Below are 21,314 nucleotides of genomic sequence, written 5' to 3'. Positions count from 1 at the left end.
CAACGCCAACCACCGCTTCAACCCCACCGCCGCACGCACATCACGACTGGAATGACTCAAAAAAATCCGCGACACACCACGTCCTCACGAAGTGCTGGAACCCCTGGTTGCGACCGAACTCTCGCCCGCGAGAATTGACGTCGACGTCTGAACTATGTCACGGGAGCGTTCGCGGTGCCCGGTCATGGCAAACATCGCATCGTTTTCCTGCAGCGGTCGCGGAAGCGCTGTCGCCGGCCGACAACCGCGTGCTGCCTGGCTGGACACGGGCGCAGTCCGATCCGATCGCACTGCATGACCGCCATTTGATTGCAACAGCAAAGAACCGGGCGACCGGCGGCGGTCGAGGGCCACGGCGGCAACATGGCGGCGACACCGCTGCCGAGTCGTCGCCCACCCGGACGGTGCTGTGCCCGAATCGTGTTCTAGGCCAGCATGTTCCGTTCAGGACGGTGGTACACCACCCGGTCGGGGGTAGTGGTCCTCCGGGTGATTCAGAAGGTGTGCTGCGGCCCTTGGGCCTTTTTGTACAGCGCCTTGAGCATGCGGTCCCGGAATGCGGCGTTGTCGATCAGCTTGACGCCGGCATCGGCCAGCTTGGGCTTTCCGATCAGCTTGTGCATGTAACGGCCGCGCCGGTACTCCCGACCCCAGGCCGCTTCCATCCGCTGCGCATAGTTGGTGAAGTCGTCCGGGCCGCCGTTGGTCAGTGCGGCGATCGCGCATTCCCCTGCGGCCAGGCCGGATTCGAGCGCCTTGGAGATGCCGGCACCGGAGGCGGGCTTGCCCGCGCCCAGGGAGTCGCCGGTGAACAGCACGCCCGGGCGCCACGGCGGCCAGGCGGTGAACCCCATCGGCAGTCGCCAGGCGCGCACGCTCTTGTTCTTCTTGAGCTCCTCGATCGGCGGCAGCTCCCAGTCCGCCGGCAGCGTGCGCAGGAAGTCGCCCAAGAATTGGGTCGCGTTGATGGACTGCCAGTTCTTGTAACTGTTGACGTAGCCCAGTCCGATGTTGAACATCCCGTTGCCCATCGGGAACACCCACCCGTAGCCGGGCAACTGGTCGCCCTGGAACACCAGCTTGAGGTAGATGTCCAGGGAGTCGGAGTCCGGCCGGTTGGCGTGCATCTCGGAGCGGATCGCGATCGCGGAGTAGCCGTTGTACTCGGAATCGATCTTCAGCGCGCGCTTGATGGGGGAGTACGCACCGTCGGCGGCGATCACCGCATCGCCGAACACCTTCTCGCCGCCCTTGAGCACCACGCCGACCACCCGGCCGGTGGCGTCGAACTCCGGGCCGGCGACCTCCGCGCCCTGGCGGATTTCGGCGCCTGCGGACTCGGCATGTTTGAGCAGCACGGTGTCGAGATGGGTGCGACTGACCGTGTGCCCGTGATCGGGCATGCCGGGACGCTTGGGGAACGACAGCTCCCAGCGGCTGGGGCTGAACACCGTGACCCGGTTGACCCGGTGATAGGTGGCAACCTCGTCGGCCAATCCCATCTTCTGCAGGTAGCTGACCGCGCGCGCGGTCAGGCCGTCGCCGCAGGGCTTGTCGCGGGGGAACTGAGCCTTGTCGAGCACCACCACTTTCGCGCCGGTCTGCGCGGCCTGCCACGCCGCGGCGGAGCCCGACGGGCCTCCACCGGCAATGACAAGGTCGTATCGCTGCGTCATGAATCTCGTCTCGTTGCGCGGGTTGTCGCACGAGATAGTACCGAAACCAGCTGGATACCTCCTGTCGGAGCCGCTGGGCTCCTCACGACGGTGCCGACCGCGGCTCCGGTCGGTCTTGGCAGGTCAGCGGCGGTGATGCGGGTACAGTTATCCAAGTGCGACGAGGGTCGAGAACGCGCTCCACCGAGGCGTCGGGTGTCAAGGTCGACGCCCGGAGTGAGCGCTGGCGCGAACACCGCAAGAAGGTGCGCTCCGAGATCGTCGATGCCGCGTTCCGGGCGATCGACCGCCAAGGTCCGGACGTGTCTCTGCGGGAGATCGCCGAGGAGGCCGGCACGGCCAAACCCAAGATCTACCGCCACTTCACCGACAAGTCCGACCTGTTCCAGGCCATCGGCCAGCGCATGCGGGACATGCTGTGGGCGGCGATCTTCCCGTCCATCGACATCGCCACCGACCCGGCCCGCGCGGTGATCCACCGCGCGGTCGAGCAGTACGTCCGACTGGTCGACGAGCATCCCAATGTGGTGCGTTTCCTGATGCAGGGGCGCTTCGCCGAACAGAGCGAGTCGGCCATGCGGGCGCTCAATGAGGGCCGGGACATCACATTGGCGATGGCCGACATGTTCAACAAAGAGCTCAGCGACATGGAGCTCGATTACGCCGCGTTCGAGTTGGCCGGGTTCGCGACGTTCGGGGCGGCGGCCTCGGCCACGGACTGGTGGCTGGGTTCGGAACCGGACAGCCCGCGACGGCTCCCGTCGGACAAGTTCATCGACTATCTGACCACGATCATGGTCGGCTCGATCAACGGCACCTGCGAGGTGCTGGGCATCCGGATCGACCCGGAGTTGCCGCTGCACGAAGGAGTGCGACGGTCCGAAGAGGTGGCCTGACCGCGGCGTGTCGTGTCCGGGTCGCCCCGCACTCCGTCGTGACCTGCGAGATCGCGCCGACCGGCCAAGTTTTCCGACACGCCAACACAAGACGTTGCGTCGTCGCACGTTTGTCGCCCCCATAAGTTGTAGTGTCGGAGCCGGCGAGTAGAACTGCTTCAGCCGGCGGAAAAGCCGCTGGACAAGCAGTACGGCAATCGGCGAAATGGGGTTCTGGTGTCCGAAGGAATAAAGCTGATCGACCGCGTTTCTGCGATCAACTGGAACCGCCTCCAGGACGAGAAGGACGCCGAGGTCTGGCACCGGCTCACCGGCAACTTCTGGCTGCCCGAGAAGGTGCCGGTGTCCAACGACATCCAGTCCTGGAACACCCTCAACGAGCACGAGAAGCAGCTCACGATGCGGGTGTTCACCGGTCTGACACTGCTCGACACGATCCAGGGCACCGTCGGTGCGGTCAGCCTGATCCCCGATGCGGTCACGCCGCACGAGGAGGCCGTGCTGACCAACATCGCGTTCATGGAGTCCGTGCACGCCAAGAGCTACAGCAACATCTTCTCGACGCTGTGCTCGACCGCCGAGATCGACGACGCGTTCCGCTGGTCGGAGGAGAACCCGAACCTGCAGCGCAAGGCCTCGATCGTGATGCAGTACTACAAGGGTGACGAGCCGCTCAAGCGCAAGGTGGCTTCCACGCTTCTGGAGAGCTTCCTGTTCTACTCGGGCTTCTACCTGCCGATGTACTGGAGCAGCCGGGCCAAGCTCACCAACACCGCCGACATGATCCGGCTGATCATCCGTGACGAGGCCGTGCACGGCTACTACATCGGCTACAAGTACCAGCGTGGGCTGGCCCTGGTCGACGAGGCCAAGAAGCAGGAGCTCAAGGACTACACCTACGAGCTGCTCTTCGAGCTGTACGACAACGAGGTCGAGTACACCCAGGACCTCTACGACAGTGTCGGGCTCACCGAGGACGTCAAGAAGTTCCTCCGTTACAACGCCAACAAGGCGCTGATGAACCTCGGCTACGAGGCGCTGTTCCCGCGCGACGAGACCGACGTCAACCCGGCGATCCTGTCCGCGCTGGCACCCAACGCCGACGAGAACCACGACTTCTTCTCCGGCTCGGGCAGCAGCTACGTCATCGGCAAGGCCGTCGTCACCGAAGACGAGGACTGGGACTTCTAGGGTCGCAGGTGTCGGCCCCGGCCGGTCCGGCATCGACGCCGCGGCCGGATGGTGAGCGCCTGACGGCGCCCGCCGTCCAACCGCGATTTGATGCTCAGCGCAGCGATGACGTGTCGATGACGAAGCGGTAGCGCACGTCGCTGGACAACACGCGTTCGTAGGCCTCGTTGACGTAATCGGGCGCGATGACCTCGATTTCGGGGGTGACGCCGTGCTCGGCGCAGAAGTCGAGCATCTCCTGGGTTTCGGCGATGCCCCCGATCAGGGATCCCGACAGACTGCGGCGACCCCGGATCAACGCGCCGGCAGCCACGCTCATCGGGTTCTCCGGCATACCCAACTCGACGAGTGTGCCGTCGATGTCGAGCAGTCCCAGATAACGGTCGAGGTCGAGGTTCGCCGAGACGGTGTTGAGGATCAGGTCGAAGCTGTTGCGCAGCGCCTTGAAGGTGTCACGATCGCTGGTGGCGCGGTAGTCGCGCGCCCCCAACCGCAGACCGTCTTCCATCTTCTTCAGTGACTGGCTGAGCACCGTGACCTCGGCGCCCATCGCGACGGCGAGCTTCACAGCGAGATGCCCGAGCCCGCCGAGCACGATCACCGCGACGCGCGTCCCGTCCCCGGCTTTCCAGTGCCGCAAGGGGGAGTAGGTGGTGATGCCGGCACACAGCAACGGCGCCGCCCGGTCCAGAGGGATCGCGTCCGGGATGCGTAGCACGTAGTTCTCGTCGACGACGATCGCGCCGCTGTAACCGCCCTGGGTCGTGGTCCCGTCGCGGTCGACGGAGTTGTAGGTTCCCACCATCCCGCCCCGGCAGTACTGCTCTTCACCGGCCCGGCAGCGGGCGCACTCACGGCACGAATCGACGAAGCACCCCACGCCGACCCGGTCCCCGACTGCGAACTTGGTTACCTCGGAACCGATCTCGGTGACGACGCCGGCGATCTCGTGTCCGGGGACCAGGGGATAGGCGACTTCACCCCACTCGGCCCGCACGGTGTGGATGTCGGAATGGCAGATACCCACGTAGTGGATGTCGAGACGGACGTCGTGGGCGCCGACCGGACGCCGGGTGATCGTGGTGCGGGTGAGCGGATCTGTCGGTGAGGTGGCCGCGATGGCCGCAACAGTTCTCGTCAATGCGTCCTCCTGTGGTGTTCCGGCGACGTCGCAGGCGCGCGATGCGCTGTTCGCAGGATCAGCGCAGCCTGCGTGGACATGCCGCCACCAGCCTACGCGCGGTCCGAGATCCGGCGTTGTGCTCGCGTTTCAGAGCGTGGAACGGTTGATTGCGCGAAATCAGTTGATGGGAGCGTTGATCCACCGTAGATCGGCGAGGATCCCGCGCGCGGCCACCAGGCCGGCGCCGGACTGCCACACCTCGTTGTTGACGGCGAACACACGGTCATCGCGGTTGGCGGACAAGCGTTTCCACGCGTCCCCCCGCATGACCTCCGTGGCGCGCTCCTTGGCCTCGGACGTGGCGAACGACACATAAACGATGTCGCCGTCGGCGGCGGAGAAGTCCGCAGCGTCGTCGAGGTTGATCTCGACGTACGGTTTGTCGCTGAAACGTTGCGTCACCGGGCGATCCACGCCGACGTCGGCGAGCACCGAGCCGGCGAAGTTGTCGACGCCGAACACCCGCAGCGTGTCGTCGGTGAATTGGACCACAGAGGCCTGAAAGTGCGTGGCGTCGTTGTCGACGCCGGTTCGGGCTGCGTCGCGCTCGAAGTCGCCGATCAGTCCGTTCGCCGCGTCCAAGCGCCCGACCGCGGCGCCGACCGTACGCAGGTTGTCCTTCCATGCCGCACCGGGCGGGCCGCCCAGCACCGTCGGTGCGATGTCGGACAGATCGGCGAACACCCGCGCGGTGGAGGGTCCGGAACCGAGGATCAGGTCTGGGGCGGCGGCGCCGATCGCGCTGATGTCCGGTTCGTCCCAATGTCCGGCCGGTGTGACCTCATGGATGACGGTGCCCAGATAGGAGGGCTGCTCGTCGGACCCGTCCGGCAACGCCGCCGCGACGATCCGGCCCTGCAGTCCCAGTGCGCACAACGCGTCGAGTTGGTCGCCGGAGAGCACCGCGATGCGCTGCGGGTCGGCGACCACCAGGGTGCGCTCCGGGGGCGCGGGCGTCACGCCGTGGGCGGCCGCATTGTCGATTTCGCGTTCGGCGGGGCCCGGGTCGAGGGGGGCGGCGTCGGCCGCGCACGATTCGTCGGGCCGGCGATCGTTGCCCAGCACCCCCGCATTGGCGATGCGTGTGGTGCTTGTCACCACGGTTCCCTCGGACGTCGCTGTCATCGATTCGTCACCGGACCCACAACCGCTGGTCAGCAGTATCGAGACGGCCGCGGCGAGCGTCCACCACCGGGCGGAGCCGTGGCGTACGCCGCTCGTGGGTGATGCGGTCCCTAGCACGTCGCCGACGGTAACATCACCTCGTACCCGCTGGTCAGGACACGTCATGCCGGTTGCGACGCAAGAAGTACGACTGTTTGTAGGACCACCCGAAAAGGACCGGAGATCACGGGCTAGGATTCGTAGTCGATGCAGGAGGCCGGGACTCCCGGCGAAGTGCTCCGTGGACACGGAGTGCACGAAAGGTTGGAGGACCTGTTGGTAGCCGAAGCGCCCCCAATCGGTGAACTCGAGGCGCGGCGTCCGTTCCCGGCGCGGCTCGGCCCCAAGGGCAATCTGCTCTACAAGATGATCACGACGACCGATCACAAGCTGATCGGCATCATGTACGTCGTCACGTGCTTCGTGTTCTTCTTCATCGGCGGCCTGATGGCGCTGTTCATCCGCACCGAACTGGCGGTGCCGGGCCTGCAGTTCCTGTCCAACGAGCAGTACAACCAGCTGTTCACCATGCACGGCACGGTGATGCTGCTGTTCTACGCCACCCCGATCGTGTTCGGGTTCGCCAACCTGGTGCTGCCGCTGCAGATCGGCGCCCCCGACGTCGCGTTCCCGCGCCTGAACGCCTTCTCCTACTGGCTGTTCCTGTTCGGCGCCCTGATCACCATGGCCGGGTTCATCACCCCCGGCGGTGCTGCCGACTTCGGGTGGACCGGCTACGCGCCCCTGAGCAACGCGGTGCACTCACCGGGTGCCGGCGGTGACCTGTGGATCATGGGCCTGGCCGTCGCCGGCCTGGGCACCATCCTGGGCGCGGTCAACATGATCACCACCTGCGTGTGCATGCGCGCCCCGGGCATGACGATGTTCCGGATGCCGATCTTCACCTGGAACATTCTGGTGACCTCGATCCTGGTGCTGATCGCGTTCCCGATCCTGACCGCCGCCCTGCTGGGTCTGGCCGCCGACCGTCACCTCGGTGCACACGTCTACGACCCGGCCAACGGCGGGGTGTTGTTGTGGCAGCACCTGTTCTGGTTCTTCGGCCACCCCGAGGTGTACATCATCGCGTTGCCGTTCTTCGGCATCGTCAGCGAGATCTTCCCCGTGTTCAGCCGCAAGCCGATCTTCGGCTACACCACGCTGATCTACGCGACCTTGGGTATCGCGGCGCTGTCCATCGCGGTGTGGGCGCACCACATGTACGCCAGTGGTGCTGTGCTGCTGCCGTTCTTCAGCTTCATGACCTTCCTGATCGCGGTGCCGACCGGAATCAAGTTCTTCAACTGGATCGGCACGATGTGGAAGGGGCAGTTGACCTTCGAAACACCGATGCTGTTCTCGGTCGGCTTCCTGGCGACGTTCCTGCTGGGTGGTCTGTCGGGCGTGCTGCTGGCCAGCCCGCCGCTGGACTTCCACGTCACCGACAGCTACTTCGTCATCGCGCACTTCCACTACGTGCTGTTCGGCACCATCGTCTTCGCGACGTACGCCGGCATCTACTTCTGGTTCCCGAAGATGGTGGGCCGGATGCTCGACGAGCGGCTGGGCAAGCTGCACTTCTGGTTGACCTTCATCGGCTTCCACGTCACGTTCCTGGTGCAGCACTGGCTCGGCGACGAGGGCATGCCGCGCCGCTACGCCGACTACCTGGAAAGCGACGGGTTCACCACGCTGAACATCGTCTCCACCATCGGTGCATTCATCCTGGGCCTGTCGACGCTGCCGTTCGTGTGGAACGTCTTCAAGAGCTGGCGCTACGGCGAGCCGGTGACCGTCGACGATCCGTGGGGCTACGGCAACTCGCTGGAGTGGGCGACCAGCTGCCCGCCGCCGCGGCACAACTTCTACGAGTTGCCGCGCATCCGGTCGGAGCGTCCGGCGTTCGAGTTGCACTACCCGCACATGATCGAACGCATGCGTCGCGAGGCCCACGTCGGCCGGGCCCATGGCCCCGAAGACGGCGACGTGACACGGCTGGACAACGAGAACGTCCGCACCTGACCCGTCGACGGTGAGCGCATCCGAAGTATCGGCTGACGGTAACTCCGCTCGAAACCGCTCCTCCCTGCTGATCACGGTCACCGGCCGTGACCAGCCGGGAGTCACGTCGGCGCTGTTCGAGGTGCTGTCGCGGCACCGTGTCGAGCTGCTCAACGTCGAGCAGGTGGTCATCCGGGGACGCCTGACCCTGGGCGTGCTGGTCGCCGCGCCAACCGAGGTCGCCGCCGGGCCGGTGCTGCACGACGAAGTGCGCGAAGCCATTCACGGTGTCGGCCTGGAGGTCAGCATCGAGGGCAGCGACGGAATGCCCGTGATGCCGAGTCCGTCCACCCACACGATCGTGGTTCTGGGTCGGCCGATCACTGCGGGCGCTTTCGGCGTGGTGGCACGAGAGGCTGCCGCCCTGGGCGTGAACATCGACTTCATCGGCGGCGTGTCCGACTACCCGGTCACCGGGCTGGAGTTGCGGGTGTCGGTGCCGCCGGGCGGGTTCGCCGAATTGCAGCGGGTGCTGGCGCGCGTCGCCGTTGAAGAGAGCGTCGACATCGCGATCGAGGCGTACAGCTTGTCGCGGCGGGCCAAGCGGCTGATCGTCTTCGACGTGGATTCGACCCTGATCCAGGGCGAGGTGATCGAGATGCTGGCCGCGCACGCGGGTGCCGAGGCCGCGGTCGCTGAGGTCACCGAAGCCGCGATGCGCGGGGAACTCGACTTCGCCGAGTCGCTGCACCAGCGCGTGGCCACGCTCGCCGGGCTGCCGGCCGAGGTGCTCGATCGCGTCGCCGAGCAGATCCAACTGACCCCCGGGGCACGCACCACGCTGCGCACCCTGCGGCGCCTCGGCTACCACTGCGGAATCGTGTCGGGCGGCTTCCGCCAGGTCATCGAGCCGCTGGCACACGAACTGATGATGGACTTCGTCGCCGCGAACGAACTCGAGGTGATCGACGGCAAGCTGACCGGCCGCGTTGTCGGCGAGATCGTCGATCGTCCCGGAAAAGCCAAGGCGCTGCGCGACTTCGCGCAGCAGGCCGGCGTGCCGATGGAACAGACGGTGGCGGTCGGTGACGGCGCCAACGACATCGACATGCTCTCGGCCGCCGGCCTCGGCGTGGCGTTCAACGCCAAACCCGCTCTGCGCGAGGTCGCCGATGCGTCGTTGAGCCACCCGTATCTGGACACCGTGCTGTTCATCCTCGGCGTCACACGCGGCGAGATCGAGGCCGCCGACGCCGTCGACGGCGTGGTGCGCCGCGTCGAGATCCCCGACTGAGGACTGCGATCACACCAGGACGGTGACCGGTTCCGGTGGTGTGGATCCGCTGATGTTGTGCCAGGCCCGCACCAACAGGGCCACGGCCTCGTCGAGTTGCTCCTCGGGCAGGGCGTAGGGGATCCGGACGAACCGCTCGAGGGTGCCGTGGACGCCGAAGCGAGGACCGGCGGGCAGTTCCAGCCCGATCCGCGCCGCCGCCGCCGACAGCGCCGTACTCATCGGGGCCGGGAGCCGGACCCACAACGACAGGCCCCCTGAGCCCGGGCCGGGCTGCCAGTCGGGCAGCTGCTCGGCGAGCAGTCTGCGAAGGTGCCGACGCCGGGTCCGCAACATCTCCCGCCGCGCGGGAAGCACGTCGTCGGCCATGGCCAACAGCTTCGCGGCGGCGAGCTGTTCCAGGATCGGGGTGCCCATGTCGACGGTGGGCCGTAGCGCGGCGAGCGCCGCGATCGCAGAACGTTCGGCGCGGATCCACCCGATGCGCAGCCCACCCCAGAACGACTTCGACATCGACCCGACGGTGAGCAGCAGGTCGCGATGTGTCGTCAGTTCCGCGGCCAGCGGACGCGGTGGGGGTTGCTCCAACCAGATGTCGCTCATCGTCTCGTCGACGATCGCCGGTGTGCGGGTGTCGACGAGCAAGCACGCCAGCCGACGGCGGTCGTCGCCGACCACGGTGTGCCCGGTCGGATTGTGATTGTCGGGAATGACGTAGGCCAACTGCGGTGCCAGCCGGGTGAGCACATGCTCCATCGCGTCGAGATCCCAGCCGTGATCTGTCATCGGTACCGGCACCGCGTGCGCACCCGACGCTGTAATCGCCGACAGGGCACCGTGATAGGTGGGCTGCTCGACCAGTACGCGGTCGCCGGGCTTGGTGTAGGTCTTGAGGATCAGACCGATGGCGTGCAACGCACCGGTGGTCACCATGATCTGCTCGGGACCGGTCGGCAGACCGCGCCGGCAGTACTTCTCGGCAATGGCCTCACGCAGCGGCGCCACCCCGACGAGCTCGTGACCCATGCCGCGCAGGAAGGGCGCCAGCTCCCTCGCCGCTTCGGCGTAGGCGGTCAGCACCGCGGGAGCCGGGGCCGCGAGAGCGGCAGCCGCCAAGCCGGTGTGCGGTGACGCGGGCAGCGGCGATCGGTCCGAAGGTGTCACCGGCAGAGCGGTGGTGCTGCGAGCGCCGCGCCGGGCGTGGAGGTAGCCGTCCTCGCGCAACCGGGTGTAGGCCGCGGTGACCGTCGTGCGGGACACCCGGAGTGCCTCGGCCAGCACACGTTCGCTGGGGAGTCGGGTTCCGACGGGAAGTCGACCGTCGATGATCAGCAGCCGGAGGGCATCGGCCAGCCCGTGGTAGGCGGGTCCGGTGCGACTGGATGTGCGCCAGTTACCGAGTTCACGCACCACGAGGTCCACATCGAGAGAGTGCGTCGGCATTCGGGTGACCATTGAGAGCCAGTATTCGACAACTGGATATTGAATAGCAAGCCAATCCGCCCAGAACATGGACCCATGAACAACAACTGGATTTCGCGGCTGGCGCACCGGCTGGCCGACCTCTACTACCTCCCGGCCATCGACGGCTCGGTCCACGAGTTCCACCCGACGGGCGCCCCGTGCGCAGCGACCTGGACACCATCCGGATGCATTTCCCTGACCATGCTTGACCGTACGCCACCTGGTCGGTTGGCGCTGCGACTGCCGTACGCCGATGATGGGGTCCACGATGGGCCGACGGTGCAGCGGGGACCAGACCAGTTCTGACGGAGTGGCACAACTGGCGGCTGACGCCATGGTGTTGTGCGACGGCCGGCGACGGACGATCCTGGGCCTGGTCGGCTCCCCGGGGTCGGGCAAGTCGACCCTGGCCGAGCTGCTGTGCAGGCATGTTGAGGCGCGCTGGGGCGCCGACGCGGTGGCGCTGGTACCGATGGACGGCTTCCACCTCGCCGACGCGCAGCTGGACCGCCTGGGCCTGCGCGACCGCAAAGGGGCACCCGAAACCTTCGACGCGCACGGGTACGCCCATCTGCTGAGCCGGGTGCGCCGAGACATCGACGTCGAGATCTACGCGCCGGGTTTCGACCGTCATCTCGAGCAGCCGTTGGCAGCAGCCATCGCCGTCCCGCCGGCAGTGCGGCTCGTCGTCACCGAAGGCAACTACCTGCTCCACACCGATCCGGCGTGGCGTGAAGTCCGCGCGCTGCTCGACGCGGCCTGGTTCGTCACCACCGACGCCGACACACGGAAGGCGCGGCTGATCGCTCGCCACGTCGAGTTCGGCAAGACCCCGCAGCAGGCGCGGGCCTGGGTGGCCACGGTCGACGAGCCGAACGCCGAACTGGTCGAAGCCACCGCCGCCACCGCCGACCGGGTCGTCGTCAACGGCTCCGCCGGCTGGGCGGTGTCAGCGTGAGGTGGGGATTGAGGGTCAGCTGACTCCCTCCCGGAACGCCAGCCCTTCCTGCGCCGCCCGGACGGTGTCGGCGATGTCCTGCACCGGATAGATCTGGTAGTCGATGAAAGGACCGAACTGAGCCGTCGTCACGGCGAGGTCGGACGGCTTCTCGGTCTCGACCACCGCGAAGGTGCCACCCCCGTCGAGACGGCCGACGAACTGGTGAAACGTACTTCCCTCCGGCGGTGACCACTTGGAGTACAGGTCCAGCAGCCGCTTGGAAGCGGCTTCGTTCTCGGCTGCAGAACCGCTGTTGCGGAACGTCATTGCCACGACATACTTCATCTCATCCTCCTGATGGGAGACGACGTCACGCAACGGAATGCGCGGCTGCCGCGTGCCTCGATGCTCGTCCGCCTCCGGCCGGCAGGTCGCTGGAACCGTGGAATCCGGGATCAACTGCTCCTTGTCGAAAAATTCAGCGCCGCAAACCTTTTGTTGCCCGTCCGCAAGTCCGTGGTGGTCGGCTCACAGAAATGTGTTCCGCGCGACCGTGATCGCCGATGACCGGCGATGCGCCGCGCCGCCCGCGCGTAGCTGGAGGATCCGTTCGGCACCCCTGGGTGCGGCGAATTGACCGGACACCCGACAGCGGGCGGGCCGACAGCCCACGACCGGGCCCCTGGCTACGATGGCCGGATGGCAGTCGAGGAGTCTGAAGACGAGATGGAGACCAGCGACCCCGACCTGCTCATCGACTTCGCCGAGGTCACGCTGCGCCGCAACGGCCGCCTTCTGGTCGGTCCCGTGACGTGGTCGGTCGAACTCGACGAGCGTTGGGTCGTCCTCGGCCCGAACGGCGCCGGCAAGACCTCGTTGCTGCGCATCGCCGCGGCGATGGAACACCCGTCCTCAGGCACCGCCTGGGTGCTGGGGGAGCGGCTCGGCCGGGTGGACATGTCGGAGCTGCGCTCGCGCATCGGTCTCAGCAGCGCCGCGCTGTCGCAGCGCGTGCCCGACGACGAGATCGTGCGCGACCTCGTCGTGTCCGCCGGCTACTCGGTGCTGGGGCGGTGGCGGGAACGCTACGAAGAGATGGATTACCACCGCGCGATCGACATGCTCGAAAGCGTCGGGGCCGAACACCTGGCCGAACGCACCTACGGCACGCTGTCGGAAGGCGAACGCAAGCGGGTCGTGATCGCGCGGGCCCTGATGACCGACCCGGAATTGCTACTGCTCGACGAACCCGCGGCCGGTCTGGACCTGGGCGGTCGAGAGGAACTGGTGGCGCGGCTGACCGACCTGGCCGACGATCCCGACGCCCCGGCGATGGTGCTGGTCACCCACCACGTGGAGGAGATCCCGCCCGGCTTCTCACACGGGATGATCCTGTCCGAGGGCGGGGTCGTGGCCGCGGGTCTGCTCAGCGACGTGCTGACCGCCGAGAACCTCTCCCAGGCCTTCGGTCAGTCCATCTCGCTCGATTACATCGACGGCCGCTATTTCGCGCGCCGTACCCGCACGCGCGCGGCCCACCGGCGACGCGCGTAGACCGAGGAGCTGACATGACCGACGATCTCACGCCTCTGGTGCCGCGGCCCGCCGCGACCGTGATGCTCATCCGGGACGAGACCACCGGCTCGGCCGACGGACTCGAGGTGTTCCTGATGCGCCGCCACTCGGCGATGGATTTCGTTGCCGGGGTGATGGTGTTTCCCGGCGGCGGCGTCGACGACCGGGACCGCAACGCCGACGTCGCCTGGCACGGTCCCGACCGGTTCTGGTGGGCAGAACGCTTCGGCATCGACGTCGAGCTCGCCGAAGCCCTCGTGTGCGCCGCGGCGCGGGAGACGTTCGAGGAGTCCGGGGTGCTGTTCGCGGGAGCGGCCGACGATCCGGACCTGCTCGTCGACGACGCGTCGGTCTACCGCGAACAACGTGCGGCCCTGGAGAACAAGTCGCTGTCCTTCGGTGAGTTCCTGCGCTCGGAGAAGCTGATGCTGCGCGCCGACCTGCTGCGCCCGTGGGCCAACTGGGTCACCCCGAAAGAGGAGCGCACCCGCCGCTACGACACGTACTTCTTCGTCGGGGCGCTGCCGCAGGGCCAACGCGCCGACGGCGACAACACCGAGACCGACGAAGCCGGGTGGGTGACCCCGCAGGCTGCGCTGGACGACTTCGCCGACGGTCGCAGTTTCCTGCTGCCCCCGACCTGGACCCAGTTGGACGCGCTCAACGGCAGGACTGTCGCGGAGGTGCTCGCCGTCGAACGCCAGATCACCGCGATCGAGCCGTCGCTGGCCGCCGAACCGAGCGGCAACTGGGAGATCGAGTTCTTCAACAGCGAGCGCTACAACCAGGCCCGCAATCGGCGCTCACCGCAGGGCTACACCGACGGAGCCCCGCTCGCGTGAGGGAGTTCGTCAGCGTGGTGCCCGCGTCGGACGGCCTGCCGGCGGGTCTGGCGACGCTGCTGCTGACCCGCCCGCCCACCAACGCACTGACCCGCCAGATGTACCGCGAGATCACCGACGCGGTTGCCGAACTCGAACGGCGTGACGACGTCCGCGCCGTCGTCGTGTCCGGAGGCCACGAGATCTTCTCCGCCGGGGCGGACATGTCCGAACTGCAGACGTTGAACGCAGGAGAGGCCGCCGTCGCCGCCGAGGTCGCCGACCGCGCCGTTGCCGCCCTGGCCACCCTGTCCAAACCGACCGTCGCGGCGGTCACCGGCTATGCGCTGGGGGCCGGGATGACGCTGGCCCTCGCAGCGGATTGGCGGGTGAGCGGGGACAACGTCCGCTTCGGCGCCACCGAGATCCTGGCCGGACGTACGCCGGCACACAGCAGCAGCCGACGGTTGGCCGCGGCCATCGGACACAGCAGGGCCAAGGACCTGGTGTTCAGTGGTCGGTTCGTCGATGCGCGTGAGGCCCTCGACCTCGGCCTGGTCGACGAACTGGTCGCCCCGGACAGCGTCTACGACGCCGCGGTCGCCTGGGCCGCTCGTCTCCTGGACCATCCACAGCCGGTCCTGGCTGCCGCGAAGGCCGCCTTCACCACCGACGACGTGCTCGCCGGTGGCGACCCGACCACCGGACGTTAGGCTGCCCTACATGACAAGTTCCGATGTCACCGACCCCGCTCCGCAGCCGCATGCCACCCAGGAGCAGGTCGAAGCCGCGATGCACGACTCGAAGCTGGCCCAGGTGCTCTACCACGACTGGGAGGCAGAGACCTACGACGACAAGTGGTCGATCTCCTACGACCGGAGATGCGTGGACTACGCGCGCGGGCGATTCGATGCCGCGGTGCCCGACGCCGTCCAACGGGAGTTGCCCTACGACCGCGCCCTCGAGCTGGGCTGCGGCACCGGGTTCTTCCTGCTCAACCTCATCCAAGCCGGGGTGGCGCGGCGCGGTTCGGTGACCGACCTGTCGCCCGGCATGGTCAAGGTCGCCACCCGCAACGGCCAATCGCTGGGACTCGACATCGACGGCCGCGTCGCCGACGCCGAGGGAATCCCATACGACGACAACACCTTCGATCTGGTCGTCGGTCACGCGGTGCTGCACCACATCCCCGACGTCGAGCTGTCGCTGCGCGAGGTGGTACGGGTGCTCAAGCCGGGTGGACGGTTCGTCTTCGCCGGCGAACCCACCACCGTGGGCAATCGGTATGCACGCGAATTGTCGACTCTGACATGGCATATCGCGACCAACGTCACCAAGCTGCCGATGCTGGCCGGCTGGCGACGGCCACAGGCCGAGCTCGACGAATCGTCCCGTGCCGCCGCGCTGGAAGCCGTGGTCGACCTGCACACCTTCGATCCGGCCGACCTCGAACGGATGGCGACCAACGCCGGCGCGGTCGAGGTGCGCACCGCCAGTGAGGAATTCACCGCCGCAATGCTCGGGTGGCCGGTCCGCACCTTCGAGGCTGCAGTGCCGCCCGGTCGATTGGGTTGGGGCTGGGCGAAGTTCGCGTTCAACAGCTGGACCACGCTGAGTTGGGTCGACGCCAACCTCTGGCGCCGCGTGGTGCCGAAGGGCTGGTTCTACAACGTCATGATCACCGGGGTCAAGCCGTCGTAGAGTTCACCCTCGACGATGTGCGCTACCTCGGCAGTGACCCGGGGCGACAGGCGCTCACGGAGGTCGCCGGCCACGCGTTGAGTAACGCCTCGCTGGTCGCCGACGTCGCCGCGCTGCGGAAACGTCACGGAGACCGGGTCGCGGTGCTCGTCGAGACCATCCGGTTGCGCCGCAAGGCTGTCGCCAAACTGCCCGCTGCCGGCCAGTGGCTGTTCACCGACTCGGCGCTGCAACAGGCGACCGCAGCACCGGTGGCCGTCCACCGTGCACGTCGACTGGCCGGCCGGACCGTGCACGACGCCACCTGTTCGATCGGCACAGAGCTTGCCGCTCTTCGCGATTCGGTCCGCGCGGCGATCGGGTCCGATCTGGATCCGGTCCGGTTGGCGATGGCCCGCCACAATCTGGGCACCGAGGTCCCGCTGTGTCGCGCCGACGCGCTGCGGCCGGTCACCGCCGACGCGGTGGTCGTCGTCGACCCGGCGCGACGCGAGGGGTCGCGTCGGCGGTTCGACCCACGGGCCTACGCACCGCCGCTGGACGAGCTGCTCGTCGCGCTCGAGGGCCGGGATCATGTCGTGAAGTGCGCTCCGGGAATCGATTTCGACGCGCTGACAGCCATGGGCTTCACCGGTGAGGTCGAGGTGACCTCCTTCGGTGGCAGTGTCCGGGAGGCATGTCTGTGGTCGCGAGGTCTCGCCGAGGCAGCGGTGCGTCGTCGCGCCACCTTGCTCGACACCGGCGAACAGGTCACCGACAACGACCCGGACGACTGCGGGGTGGCCCCGGTCGGACGCTGGCTGATCGACCCCGACGGCGCCGTGGTGCGAGCGGGACTGGTGCGCCACTACGGCGCCCGCCACCACCTGTGGCAGATCGACCCCGAGATCGCGTACCTGTCCGGCGACGAGCTGCCGCCCGGCGTGCGCGGCTTCGAGGTGCTCGAAGCGGTGCCGTTCCACGAACGGCACCTCCGACAGGCCCTTTCGGCGCGCCGCGTGGGAGCGGTGGAAATCCTGGTGCGCGGTGTGGACGTCGACCCCGACGCCCTGCGCCCGCGCCTGCGGCTGCGGGGCGCCGAACAGCTGTCGGTGGTGATCGCCCGGATCGGCGCCAAAGCCGCAAGCCGGGCAACAGCATTCATATGTCGTCCGTCACGCTGAGCGCTGCCGTACCCTGACCTCAGGTGCGCCGAAGTCCGTGCGGCGCCGATCGTGAGGACATCGATGCGCATTCTCGCCACTGCAATGGTGGCCGCCGCGCTGGCAGCGGGGTGGGCGGCCTCCCCGGCGGCCGCGGCCCAGCCGGCGTGCCCGGAGCTGGGCGGCGTCGTGGACGCCGACCAGATCTGCCGAGTGCACATGGAGGCACCGACCTACCGGGTGGACTTCACGTTCCCCGTGGACTACCCGGATCAGCAGGCGTTGGTGGCCTACCTGACCCAGACCCGTGACGGCTTCATCAACGTCGCGGGCGTGCCCACCTCGTGGAATCTGCCCTATGTGCTGGACGCGCGGGGGACCGGTTACCGCAGCGGCCCCGAGGACGCAGGTACCCGTAGCGTGGTCTTCGAGGTGTACGAGAACGTCGGCGGAGCTCACCCGCAGACCTGGTACAAGGCCTTCAACTGGGATGTCGCCGACCAGGCGCCGATCACCTTCGACACGTTGTTCAAGCCGGACAGCGAGCCGCTGGAGGTCATCTTCCCGATCGTGCAGTCCGAGATCTCGCGCCAGCTGGGCGTCGACTCGCCGATCTCCGCGGCCGACGGCCTGGACCCCGCCAAATACCAGGAGTTCGCACTGACCGACGACGAAGTGATCTTCTTCTTCGGGCAGGGCGAGGTGATGGCCGGTGCCGGCGGTGCGCTGCAGGCCCGCGTGCCGCGCTCGGAGATCACCGACCTGTTGGCGTGACGGCCGGCGGCGCCGGTCAGGTCGGCGCGAAGCCGTAGACCCGTCCGTCGCTGGTGGCGGTGACCACGCGGGCGTCGCGACCGATGGACACCCCGACCGGCCACCCGCCCGCGTTCGGCAGCGGATGGGTGTCGATCCTGCGGCCGTCGTCGAGATCCAGGCTGGCCAACGCCATCCCGTCCCCGTCACGGACGACCACGTAACCGACACCGGCGATGCTCGTGGTGGTCAGCGGCTCCACGTCTTCGTGGCGCCAGACGATCTCGGCCTCGTCGCCGTTGTCCCGCACCGCGGTGAGGGTGGCGCCGGGGCCGCCGCCGGCGACGATCAGCCCGTCGGGACGCACCGACGGCGGGGTCTGCGCCAGATAGTCCAGCGGGACCGACCACTTGGCGCTGCCGTCCTCACTGTTGAGCGCCCACAGCCGGTTGTCGCGGCCGTTGACGTAGATCGTGTCGCCACTGACGGACAGCACCGGGCTGCCCAGGGGGCCACCACCCACGGCGTCACTGGTCCATTCCCGGGCCAGCAGCGGGCTCTGCCCGGGCCGGTAGCGCAGTCCGACCATGACCGGCTCGTCGGCGCCCGGCTCCCACAGCGACAGCACCACCATCCGCGTCGCGTCGGAGAACGCGGGGGCGGCCGCGACCGGGCACTCCGCCCGCGCGGCCTGACAGTCGCCGAGACCGCGCTCGGAATCCTTCGGATCGACGCCGGCCACGAGGTCCAGCGAGGTACCCACCACCGTGCCCCGGTGGGTGTCGAAGACCAGCACCTGACCCAGGTGCGTGACGACCAGCAGGTGGCCGGGGTCGAGGATGCGCATGGTGGTCGGCATCCCGATCACCGGTTGGCGCCACCGGATCCACTGGGTCGTCGGGAACGACAGCACCGCGCCCGGTTGGCCGACGTAGACGTTGTCGAACCCGTCGAGCAGCGGGCTCGACATGCCACCGCCCTGCACCAGACGGGTACACCAGCGCTGCCTGGCCCGGTTATCGGCCTCCCACACCATCAGCGAGCAGCCCGCCTCGGTCTGGGCGTTGAGGGCGAGATAGCTGCCCGAGCCGAGCGCCCCCTGTGCGCCCAGCTCACCCTTGACCGAACGCGTCCACTCCAGCCGGAGCCGTTCGGCACCGTCCACCGGTGAACTGCTGCGGTTGGCGGCGTCGGCGTACTGGGCGGCCCAGCTGTCTGCGGGCTTGGCCTCGACCCAGGAATCGGTGGTACCGCAGCTAGCGACCGTTGTGGTGACCAGCGTCGCCGCTGCCACCCCGATGATTCGCCGGAGCACAAGATCCCTTCTCACGTCGGCGACGCGGCGCTGCGCGTCGATGTCGAGCCCACGTGAGGGTAACCGTTCGGGGTGCCTGTCCTCGCGTAGGCTTTGCGGCCATGACGACGATGTGGGGAGCGCCGCTGCACAAGCGTTGGCGGGGCTCGCGTCTCCGGGATCCGCGGCAGGCGAAGTTCCTCACCAGGGACTCGCTGAGATGGGTGCTCAAGAACCGCGCCTTCACGCCGTGGTATCTGGTCCGTTACTGGCGGTTGCTGAAGTTCAAGCTGGCCAACCCGCACATCATCACCCGCGGCATGGTGTTCCTCGGCAAGGACGTCGAGATCCAGGCCACCCCGGAGCTGTCCCAGATGGAGATCGGCCGGTGGGTGCACATCGGCGACAAGAACACCATCCGCTGTCACGAGGGCTCGCTGCGCATCGGCGACAAGGTCGTTCTGGGCCGGGACAACGTGATCAACACCTACCTCGACATCGAGCTCGGCGACTCGGTGCTGATGGCCGACTGGTGCTACATCTGCGACTTCGACCACAAGATGGACAGCATCGAGCTGCCGATCAAGGACCAGGGCATCGTCAAGGGGCCGGTGCGGATCGGTCCCGACACGTGGGTGGGCGTGAAGGTCAGCGTGTTGCGGAACACCTCGATCGGCCGCGGGTGCGTGCTGGGTTCGCATGCCGTGGTGCGGGGTGAGATCCCGGACTTCTCGATCGCGGTCGGCGCGCCGGCCAAGGTGGTGAAGAACCGCAAGGTGTCGTGGGAGACGTCGGCTGCCCAGCGTGCCGAGTTGGCGGCGGCGTTGGCGGATATCGAGCGCAAGAAGGCTGCCGAGCGGTGACGATCCGGCCGAGGGACGAGGCCGGGGAGGAAGCGCTCAGTCGGGCCCAGCGCTGACGATCCGGCCGAGGGACGAGGCCGGGGAGGAAGCGCTCAGTCGGGCCCAGCGCTGACGATCCGGCGCTGACCCTCAGCGCCCCGGCAGGGGGCGTTCGGCGATGGGTCGGCGGGGTTGCGGCCGTCGTTCGGCGCGCTTGGCGGCCAGGTACACCTGAGCGGTCTCGGCGGCCACGGTGTGCCAGGCGAATTCGGCGGTGAGCCGTTCCCGGGCCGCCACGGCGCGCTGCTGTGCCGCCTCGGGCGCGTCGAGCACCGCACGGACGGCCGCGGTCAGCCCGGCCACATCGCCGGGCGCGTGGGACAGTCCTGTCTCTCCGTCGATGACGGCCTCGCCGAGCCCGCCCGCCGACGAGGTGACCAGCGGCAGACCGGTGGCCGCAGCCTCCAGCGCGACGATGCCGAACGGTTCGTAGAGTGACGGCAGCACCGCGGCGTCGGCGCGGTGGAGCAGTTCGAGCAACTCGGAGTGCTCGAGCCGGCCGATGAATTTCGTGGCTTTCAGGACGCGGTGCTTGCGGGCCTGGTCCTGCAGGAACTGCAACTGGGTGCCGTCGCCGGCCACCGTGAGCGTCGTGCCCGGGTGTGAGCGGCGGATCCGGGCGAGGGCGGCGATCGCGTCGTGCACGCCTTTTTCGTATTCCAGCCGCCCGAAGTACAGCAGCTCCGGCGGGCCGGCGTGGGTCCGACGCGGCGCGAACGGCCAACCGTGGGTGTCGATTCCGTTGCGGATCACCGAGATCTCGGACAGTTCCGGCCCGAACAGTGTGGTGATCTCGTCGCGCATGGACGCCGAGCAGGTGATCAGCGAGTCCGAGTCGCGGATCAGCCACGATTCCAGCGCGTGGACCTGCCGGCTCACCGGGCCGGCGACCCAACCCGAGTGCCGCCCCGCTTCGGTGGCGTGGATGGTGGAAACCAGTGGCACATCGAAGTATTCGGCCAGTGTGACGGCGGGGTGGGCGACCAACCAGTCGTGGGCGTGCACCACGTCGGGGCGCCAGTCGTGCAGGCCCAGACCGGCGCGGATCATCGCGTGGCCCATGGCCAGGGTCCACGCCATCATGTCGGTGCCGAAGGTGAACTCGTGTGGGTCCTCCGCGGCCGCGATGACGCGCACACCCTCGCCGATCTCGTCGCTCGTCGGGTGCGACATCGGGTCGGTGCCGGTCGGCCGTCGACTGAGGACGACGACGTCGTGGCCCGCCGCGGCCAGCTCGGTGGCCAGGTGGTGCACGTGGCGGCCGAGCCCGCCGATGACCACCGGCGGGTACTCCCAGGAGACGAGCAGGATCTTCAG

The 21,314-nt window shown here is 67.9% G+C and carries 20 protein-coding genes; 13 read left to right on the top strand and 7 right to left on the bottom strand.

All coding sequences use genetic code 11. From position 1 onward, the window contains the following. Positions 1 to 494: 494 nt before the first annotated feature. Positions 495 to 1,676, bottom strand: a complete 1,182-nt coding sequence (locus ACAG25_RS21515; RefSeq protein ID WP_370490503.1) for an NAD(P)/FAD-dependent oxidoreductase — start codon at positions 1,674 to 1,676, stop codon at positions 495 to 497. A gap of 155 nt (positions 1,677 to 1,831) precedes the next feature. On the opposite strand from ACAG25_RS21515, the gene ACAG25_RS21510 reads away from it, so the two are divergent. Together ACAG25_RS21510 and nrdF are read left to right on the top strand one after the other, a co-directional pair. Next, entirely contained in the window at positions 1,832 to 2,572 is a 741-nt protein-coding gene (locus ACAG25_RS21510; RefSeq protein ID WP_370490502.1) for a TetR/AcrR family transcriptional regulator, read from the top strand. A 216-nt stretch (positions 2,573 to 2,788) separates the two neighbouring features. After that, on the top strand, positions 2,789 to 3,763 hold the full coding sequence (gene nrdF / locus ACAG25_RS21505; RefSeq protein WP_370490501.1) for a class 1b ribonucleoside-diphosphate reductase subunit beta: 975 nt from the start codon (positions 2,789 to 2,791) through the stop codon (positions 3,761 to 3,763). A gap of 94 nt (positions 3,764 to 3,857) precedes the next feature. Here the strand turns inward: nrdF and ACAG25_RS21500 are convergent, their stop codons facing one another. Together ACAG25_RS21500 and ACAG25_RS21495 are read right to left on the bottom strand one after the other, a co-directional pair. Continuing rightward, the gene (locus tag ACAG25_RS21500; RefSeq protein ID WP_370490500.1) at positions 3,858 to 4,904 is read right to left on the bottom strand and encodes an NAD(P)-dependent alcohol dehydrogenase; all 1,047 of its coding nucleotides are present in this window, start codon (positions 4,902 to 4,904) and stop codon (positions 3,858 to 3,860) included. Between the two features lie 159 nt (positions 4,905 to 5,063). Beyond that, the gene (locus tag ACAG25_RS21495; protein WP_370490499.1) at positions 5,064 to 6,071 is read right to left on the bottom strand and encodes an ABC transporter substrate-binding protein; all 1,008 of its coding nucleotides are present in this window, start codon (positions 6,069 to 6,071) and stop codon (positions 5,064 to 5,066) included. A gap of 315 nt (positions 6,072 to 6,386) precedes the next feature. Between ACAG25_RS21495 and ctaD the strand changes: the two genes are divergently transcribed. After that, positions 6,387 to 8,132, top strand: a complete 1,746-nt coding sequence (gene ctaD, locus ACAG25_RS21490) for a cytochrome c oxidase subunit I (RefSeq protein ID WP_370490511.1) — start codon at positions 6,387 to 6,389, stop codon at positions 8,130 to 8,132. Between the two features lie 10 nt (positions 8,133 to 8,142). Beyond that, entirely contained in the window at positions 8,143 to 9,405 is a 1,263-nt protein-coding gene (gene serB, locus ACAG25_RS21485; protein WP_370490498.1) for a phosphoserine phosphatase SerB, read from the top strand. A gap of 9 nt (positions 9,406 to 9,414) precedes the next feature. On the opposite strand, the gene ACAG25_RS21480 is transcribed toward serB, so the two are convergent. After that, positions 9,415 to 10,848: a PLP-dependent aminotransferase family protein gene (locus ACAG25_RS21480; protein WP_370490497.1), complete on the bottom strand. Its 1,434-nt coding sequence runs from the start codon at positions 10,846 to 10,848 to the stop codon at positions 9,415 to 9,417. Between the two features lie 75 nt (positions 10,849 to 10,923). On the opposite strand from ACAG25_RS21480, the gene ACAG25_RS21475 reads away from it, so the two are divergent. After that, entirely contained in the window at positions 10,924 to 11,175 is a 252-nt protein-coding gene (locus tag ACAG25_RS21475; RefSeq protein ID WP_370490496.1) for a hypothetical protein, read from the top strand. A gap of 28 nt (positions 11,176 to 11,203) precedes the next feature. Beyond that, positions 11,204 to 11,827, top strand: a complete 624-nt coding sequence (locus ACAG25_RS21470) for a nucleoside/nucleotide kinase family protein (protein ID WP_370490510.1) — start codon at positions 11,204 to 11,206, stop codon at positions 11,825 to 11,827. A 15-nt stretch (positions 11,828 to 11,842) separates the two neighbouring features. Here ACAG25_RS21470 and ACAG25_RS21465 read toward each other — a convergent pair whose 3' ends face one another. Further along, positions 11,843 to 12,268, bottom strand: coding sequence for a DUF3303 domain-containing protein (locus tag ACAG25_RS21465; protein ID WP_370490495.1), 426 nt, complete (start codon positions 12,266 to 12,268; stop codon positions 11,843 to 11,845). 240 nt (positions 12,269 to 12,508) lie between these two features. Here ACAG25_RS21465 and ACAG25_RS21460 point away from each other — a divergent pair, with 240 nt between their 5' ends. From ACAG25_RS21460 to ACAG25_RS21435, 6 genes are all read left to right on the top strand, one after another. Next, complete coding sequence (locus tag ACAG25_RS21460) at positions 12,509 to 13,363, top strand: ABC transporter ATP-binding protein (protein ID WP_370490494.1); 855 nt, start codon at positions 12,509 to 12,511, stop codon at positions 13,361 to 13,363. 14 nt (positions 13,364 to 13,377) lie between these two features. Further along, positions 13,378 to 14,226 carry an NUDIX hydrolase gene (locus tag ACAG25_RS21455; protein ID WP_370490493.1) on the top strand — a complete coding sequence of 283 codons (849 nt, stop codon included), beginning with the start codon at positions 13,378 to 13,380 and terminating at the stop codon, positions 14,224 to 14,226. Beyond that, positions 14,223 to 14,918, top strand: a complete 696-nt coding sequence (locus ACAG25_RS21450) for an enoyl-CoA hydratase (protein ID WP_370490492.1) — start codon at positions 14,223 to 14,225, stop codon at positions 14,916 to 14,918. Before ACAG25_RS21455 ends, ACAG25_RS21450 begins: the two co-directional genes overlap by 4 nt. 10 nt (positions 14,919 to 14,928) lie before the next feature. Continuing rightward, positions 14,929 to 15,906 (top strand): class I SAM-dependent methyltransferase, encoded by a 978-nt coding sequence (locus tag ACAG25_RS21445; protein WP_370490491.1) that lies wholly within the window; start codon positions 14,929 to 14,931, stop codon positions 15,904 to 15,906. Next, entirely contained in the window at positions 15,864 to 17,069 is a 1,206-nt protein-coding gene (locus ACAG25_RS21440) for a class I SAM-dependent methyltransferase (RefSeq protein WP_370490509.1), read from the top strand. The genes ACAG25_RS21445 and ACAG25_RS21440 overlap by 43 nt, the downstream gene beginning before the upstream one ends. A 63-nt stretch (positions 17,070 to 17,132) precedes the next feature. Beyond that, positions 17,133 to 17,822, top strand: a complete 690-nt coding sequence (locus ACAG25_RS21435; RefSeq protein ID WP_370490490.1) for an esterase — start codon at positions 17,133 to 17,135, stop codon at positions 17,820 to 17,822. Between the two features lie 16 nt (positions 17,823 to 17,838). Here the strand turns inward: ACAG25_RS21435 and ACAG25_RS21430 are convergent, their stop codons facing one another. Continuing rightward, positions 17,839 to 19,116 carry a PQQ-binding-like beta-propeller repeat protein gene (locus tag ACAG25_RS21430; protein ID WP_370490489.1) on the bottom strand — a complete coding sequence of 426 codons (1,278 nt, stop codon included), beginning with the start codon at positions 19,114 to 19,116 and terminating at the stop codon, positions 17,839 to 17,841. 101 nt (positions 19,117 to 19,217) lie between these two features. On the opposite strand from ACAG25_RS21430, the gene ACAG25_RS21425 reads away from it, so the two are divergent. Beyond that, the gene (locus ACAG25_RS21425) at positions 19,218 to 19,958 is read left to right on the top strand and encodes an acyltransferase (RefSeq protein ID WP_370490488.1); all 741 of its coding nucleotides are present in this window, start codon (positions 19,218 to 19,220) and stop codon (positions 19,956 to 19,958) included. Positions 19,959 to 20,087: 129 nt separating this feature from the next. Here the strand turns inward: ACAG25_RS21425 and ACAG25_RS21420 are convergent, their stop codons facing one another. Continuing rightward, positions 20,088 to 21,314 (bottom strand): glycosyltransferase family 4 protein, encoded by a 1,227-nt coding sequence (locus tag ACAG25_RS21420; RefSeq protein WP_370490508.1) that lies wholly within the window; start codon positions 21,312 to 21,314, stop codon positions 20,088 to 20,090.

This window comes from Mycobacterium sp. pV006, assembly GCF_041287115.1.
In the GTDB taxonomy this organism is placed as follows: Bacteria; Actinomycetota; Actinomycetes; order Mycobacteriales; family Mycobacteriaceae; genus Mycobacterium.
This window is presented reverse-complemented; position numbering and strand designations above follow the sequence as displayed.

Excerpts from the sequence above, each read along its gene's own strand:
- ACAG25_RS21515 (WP_370490503.1), bottom strand. The coding sequence starts at position 1,676 with ATGACGCAGCGATACGACCTTGTCATTGCCGGTGGAGGCCCGTCGGGC.
- ACAG25_RS21425 (WP_370490488.1), top strand. The coding sequence starts at position 19,218 with ATGACGACGATGTGGGGAGCGCCGCTGCACAAGCGTTGGCGGGGCTCG.
- ACAG25_RS21470 (WP_370490510.1), top strand. The coding sequence starts at position 11,204 with ATGGTGTTGTGCGACGGCCGGCGACGGACGATCCTGGGCCTGGTCGGC.
- ACAG25_RS21460 (WP_370490494.1), top strand. The coding sequence starts at position 12,509 with ATGGCAGTCGAGGAGTCTGAAGACGAGATGGAGACCAGCGACCCCGAC.
- ACAG25_RS21475 (WP_370490496.1), top strand. The coding sequence starts at position 10,924 with ATGAACAACAACTGGATTTCGCGGCTGGCGCACCGGCTGGCCGACCTC.
- ACAG25_RS21435 (WP_370490490.1), top strand. The coding sequence starts at position 17,133 with ATGCGCATTCTCGCCACTGCAATGGTGGCCGCCGCGCTGGCAGCGGGG.
- ACAG25_RS21455 (WP_370490493.1), top strand. The coding sequence starts at position 13,378 with ATGACCGACGATCTCACGCCTCTGGTGCCGCGGCCCGCCGCGACCGTG.
- ACAG25_RS21445 (WP_370490491.1), top strand. The coding sequence starts at position 14,929 with ATGACAAGTTCCGATGTCACCGACCCCGCTCCGCAGCCGCATGCCACC.
- ACAG25_RS21480 (WP_370490497.1), bottom strand. The coding sequence starts at position 10,848 with ATGCCGACGCACTCTCTCGATGTGGACCTCGTGGTGCGTGAACTCGGT.
- ACAG25_RS21495 (WP_370490499.1), bottom strand. The coding sequence starts at position 6,071 with ATGACAGCGACGTCCGAGGGAACCGTGGTGACAAGCACCACACGCATC.